Source organism: Paenarthrobacter sp. NPDC057981, assembly GCF_042886835.1.
Lineage (GTDB): Bacteria > Actinomycetota > Actinomycetes > Actinomycetales > Micrococcaceae > Arthrobacter.
In genome coordinates this window covers 142,694-147,060 of the sequence record NZ_JBHVQI010000007.1, presented here as the reverse complement: position 1 = coordinate 147,060, position 4,367 = coordinate 142,694, and the positions used below count along the sequence as shown (strand labels likewise).

General features: G+C 62.4%; 7 protein-coding genes. 3 read left to right on the top strand and 4 right to left on the bottom strand.

All coding sequences use genetic code 11. The features are described from left to right. Nucleotides 1-175: 175 nt before the first annotated feature. The 3 genes from ACFVSI_RS09695 (at nucleotide 176) to ACFVSI_RS09685 (ending at nucleotide 2,309) form a co-directional block, all read left to right on the top strand. A complete protein-coding gene (locus ACFVSI_RS09695) occupies nucleotides 176-823 on the top strand; it encodes a PadR family transcriptional regulator (RefSeq protein WP_387822470.1) in 648 nt (215 codons plus the stop codon). A gap of 77 nt (nucleotides 824-900) precedes the next feature. Next, the gene (locus ACFVSI_RS09690; RefSeq protein ID WP_387822467.1) at nucleotides 901-1,677 is read left to right on the top strand and encodes a MerR family transcriptional regulator; all 777 of its coding nucleotides are present in this window, start codon (nucleotides 901-903) and stop codon (nucleotides 1,675-1,677) included. A gap of 26 nt (nucleotides 1,678-1,703) precedes the next feature. Next, a complete protein-coding gene (locus tag ACFVSI_RS09685) occupies nucleotides 1,704-2,309 on the top strand; it encodes a TetR/AcrR family transcriptional regulator (protein WP_387822464.1) in 606 nt (201 codons plus the stop codon). Nucleotides 2,310-2,328: 19 nt separating this feature from the next. Here the strand turns inward: ACFVSI_RS09685 and ACFVSI_RS09680 are convergent, their stop codons facing one another. The 4 genes from ACFVSI_RS09680 to ACFVSI_RS09665 form a co-directional block, all read right to left on the bottom strand. After that, nucleotides 2,329-3,201: a hypothetical protein gene (locus tag ACFVSI_RS09680; RefSeq protein ID WP_387822461.1), complete on the bottom strand. Its 873-nt coding sequence runs from the start codon at nucleotides 3,199-3,201 to the stop codon at nucleotides 2,329-2,331. 2 nt (nucleotides 3,202-3,203) lie between these two features. Beyond that, nucleotides 3,204-3,710, bottom strand: coding sequence for an RNA polymerase sigma factor (locus tag ACFVSI_RS09675; RefSeq protein ID WP_387822459.1), 507 nt, complete (start codon nucleotides 3,708-3,710; stop codon nucleotides 3,204-3,206). 170 nt (nucleotides 3,711-3,880) lie between these two features. Next, entirely contained in the window at nucleotides 3,881-4,093 is a 213-nt protein-coding gene (locus ACFVSI_RS09670; protein ID WP_387822457.1) for a hypothetical protein, read from the bottom strand. 31 nt (nucleotides 4,094-4,124) lie between these two features. Next, nucleotides 4,125-4,367, bottom strand: a 243-nt coding sequence (locus ACFVSI_RS09665) for a hypothetical protein (RefSeq protein ID WP_387822454.1), incomplete at its 5' end; no start/stop codon positions are given.

Genomic DNA, 4,367 nt, shown 5'->3' with positions numbered 1-4,367 from the left:
GGTGCGGACTGAGCGATAAGTCCGCACCCGCCGTCGTGCTTTAACCCTCACTCACATCCCCCAACCTTCCACCAAACGCTCGTTCACGAGCCCTTGACGCTTCGATAGTCACCGATATATCGTTAAGTATCGCCGATAATCCTTCGGTGATATCTATCGAAAGGACGATGCTGTTATGAAAGGCATCCACAATCACGAAGAACACCCCTTCCCGGAGCACGGTGAAGGACCCCACGCTCACGGCCGCTTCAACCGAGGCAAAGGCCGGCGTGGTCCCGGCGGACATGGCGGGTTCGGACCGGGCCGAGGCCCAGGCTTCGGCCCGGGATTCGGCCCCGGCGGCTTTGGTCCTGGCGGATTCGGCCCCCGCGGCTTCGGCCCTGGCGGTCCGCGGCGCAACCGCGGCGACGTCCGTGCGGCGATCCTCTCGCTCCTCGCCGAAGCTCCTTCGAACGGCTATGGACTGATCAAGACCATCGCCGAGAAGACCTCCGGCGCATGGCGACCCAGCCCCGGATCCGTTTACCCCACCCTGCAGCAACTGGTTGACGAAGAACTCATCACAGCCGTAGGAGAGGGACGGCGGACCGAATTCACCCTCACGGACGATGGCCGGGCCTATGTCGCCGAACACGAGGAAGAACTTGCCAATGCCTGGAACACCGAAGCCGACGGGAACATGCAGGAATTCCACCAAAGCATCGGCAAACTGATGGGCGTGATCCACCAGTTCCGTGGCGCGGCAACCGACGAACAACGCCGGGCCGCCATCGAGAAGCTCGACGAAACACGTCGCGCGCTCTACCTGATCCTGGCCGATTAATGGCCCCCACGCTCCCCTTGACCTTGACGTAACGTCAACCTTTACTGTCGAAGAACAAGCAAGGGGACGGAGGAAAGATGGACTGGTCAATCCAGGAAATCGCAAGGATCGCGGGAACCACCAGCCGCACGCTGCGTCACTATGACGACATCGGGCTGCTCACACCGAGCCGGACCGGCCATAACGGCTACCGCTACTATGACGGTCCGGCGTTGGTTCAGCTCCAGCGCATCCTCCTGCTCCGCGAACTGGGGCTTGGCCTGCCAGCCATCGCCGAGGTGCTCCACCGCGAGACCGACACCGTCAAAGCCCTGCAGGGCCACCTGGAGTGGCTCGCCACTGAGCAGGACCGGCTGGCCCGGCAAATCGCCTCCGTTCGGCAAACAATCGACACAATGCAAGGGGATGGAAAGTACATGGCACAGGACATGTTCGATGGCTTCGACCACACGCAGTACAAGGACGAAGTCGAGGAGCGCTGGGGCAAGGACGCCTACGCAGCCGGCGACTCCTGGTGGCGCGGCATGAGCGCCGAAGAAAAGCAGCAATGGAAGGAACGCGTCCAGAAGCTGGGTGCCGACTGGACCGCGGCCGCAGAATCCGGCGCCGCCCCTGACAGCGCCGAAGCGCAGGACCTCGCGAAACGTCACGTCGAGTGGCTCCGCGGCATCCCGGGAACCCCGACGGCGGCACCTGGCGGAGACGTCAAAGGTTACGTCACGGGACTCGCCGACATGTACGTGGCGGACCCACGATTCGCCGCGAATTACGGCGGGGAATCAGGGGCCACTTTTGTGCGGGATGCCCTGAGGATCTACGCGGAACGAAACCTCCAGGCGGTCAAGATGCGCTGACCCTGGTTTGGCAATAGTCTGGCCGAATGGGTACAAGCACCGTTAAGTCCGGCGAACAGGCTGACAGGCAAACACGCATCCTTGAAGCGGCCCTGGAACTTCTGTCCCGCCACGGCATCTCGGGCATCAATATGCGCGCCGTGGCCCGTGAAGCTGGCGTGGCCCTGGGACTTGTGAACTACTACTACGAAGACAAGCCCAGCCTGATCCGCGCGGTGCTGCACCAGATCGAGGAACATGACCTCCTGCTGGTGGAGCCGTCCCCCTCCATGGGTCCCGAAGAACGACTCCGGGAGTCCCTCCGGCGGGTGGCCGACCCTGACCTCCTGACCACGAGCTACCTCTCCCTTCGCCTCCATTTGTGGGCCCTGGCGCAGGCAAATGAGGAATTCGCTGAGATCAACGCCGCAGCCTTTGACCGATACCTCCAGGGGCTTGCGGCATTGATCGGGAACGCCGTTCCCGGCCTCTCCCCCCAAGAATGCAAGGATCGTGCGGACGATGTTGTCGTCGTGCAAAACGGCATGTGGCTCACTACCCTGCTGGGCATCGACAAGGCAGCCATCGAAAGGGGCATTGCCCGCACGGAGCAGATTGCGTTTGGTTCCGCGACTCAGGATGAGCACCACTAACTGGACGGCTCAAGGGCACTCAGGGAGTGCCTGTTGTCGCCGCAGCCGCCGGGCCGGGGCCGACAAGCTGGGTCCTGAGCCGGACGGGGATGCCCTTAGTGGCGAATTCGTTGTCCATGGCTTCCTGCACGGTCGCGAATTCTCCGTTCTGGACGGAGTAGGCCAGGAAGTCCCAGTTGTGGACGCTGGTCCACACTTGACCGAACTCAGTCAGATACCGGCCGTTGGCCTGGAGGGTGGCTATGTTGTACCAGGCGTTGCCGCCGTCGAGGCCGATCGCTCTGATCCCGTCGTCTGAGATGGCGTATGCGAGCCAGCCTTCAGCGCATCCCAGGACGGTGTAGTACTGCTGCTCATTGGCCGGGATGGGTTTGATGGCCCGGACTTGGTCGTTCCGCTGGATGTCGATATTGGCCGGTACGCATGCGCCTGCGGCGGGGCCGGCGGGCGCGGTGGTTGGCGGTACCGTGGCCGGTGGCGGGGGTGGGGTGATGACCGTGGTCGGGGTTGGCTCAGCGCTCCACACCGGCGTCTCCGTTGGGGTGGAAGTCGGCGTGGGACTCGCCGTCGCGGACGGCGTAACCGTTGCCGACGCGGTGGGCGACGGCGTGGGTGTAGCCGTGATGCTGGGGGTATCGGTGGTGGCTGGTGCCGGCGTCGATTGCGGAACCAGGTTGTCTGCTACAACGACTGCACCGACGACGGCCGCAGCGGCCAGGACGACGCCCGCCGTCGCTGCCCAGCCGGTCCGGCGGGATTTGCGCTCGGCGAGGGAAACGACGTTGGGATCATCAGAGAAGACGTGCGAGCGGCCCGGCAGGACACCGGGGGTGGTGCCGGGTTCGGGGACGTTTGGTTTTGCGCTTTTCATGAGTTGTTCGATGCGGTCCATGGTTAGACTTCCCGTTCTGTCATGAGGTTTTGTGGTGCGGCTTTCGCAAAGGCTTTACGGGCCCGGTGGAGCCTGACCGCGGCAGCGGAGGCTGTGCATCCAAGGCTTTCGGCCAGTTCTGCGGTGGTCAGCTCATCCCAGTAAGAGAGCATCAGGATTTCCCGATCGCGGTCCTTGAGCCTGGAAAGGATCTCCGCAACGCTGGCCTGCTGCTCATCGTCATCGGTGGTGACGGCCTGGACCCGGGCTTCTTCAGCCAGACGCTGCATAAGTTGATCGCGACGGCTCCGCCCTTTGTATTCGTTGCCGAGCACATTCCTGGCCGTAGCTATCAGCCATCCGACACCGGGCGGCTCCGGTGGTTGTTTTTCCCAGACGATGCGAAATACGTCATTGGCCAATTCCTCGGCCCGTTCGCGGTCATTGATCCGGTACGCGATGTACTGGTAGATGCGGCTGAAGTGTTCAGCGTGAAGAGCAATCAGTTCCTGCTCTCTGGTAGCCAACATCCTTGTTCTGTTCCCCCGGGCTAGTGCGATGTGATGAGTCAACCCTTTAGTGTCCCGGGAAGCGGCGTTTCTTACACAATCGGAGAAAAAGTTTAAGCAATTGTTCCGGCGGCCCGGGAAGACAGCAATACCCGGCAAACTCCCCCAATGAGTGTGCCGGGTATCGCCTTTTAGAGCCGCTGCGCGGCCAGATCGTGACGGCTACGTCGTTGCCTGCCTGCATGATGGGCAAACCACACGCTTCTGCAGGCATGCACGGCCAGGACGACGACGAACAGCGCAGCCACCAGAACAACGGCCGAAACGGCGACGACTATCACGCCGATGAGATGAACCAGCAGTACCCCGAAGATCACCACAGAGTGGGCGTCGATGAATTCCATGATCAATTTCTTGTGCCTGGAGTAGGGGCGGTCACGGAGTGCCGGTTGCGGGGCCGGAACCAACGAGCTGTTCCCGAAGGCGGACGGGTATGCCGTAGGTGGCGAATTGATCGTCCATGGCCTCTTGCACCGTCGCGTATCTCCCGTCCCGGACGTCAAAAGCGAGGAAATCCCAGCTGCGGACGGTGGACCACAACTGTGCAAAGTCGGTCAGGAAGCGGCCATCATTTTGGAGTCGGGCCAGGCTGTAGTTGACGTTGCCGCCGTCCAGCCC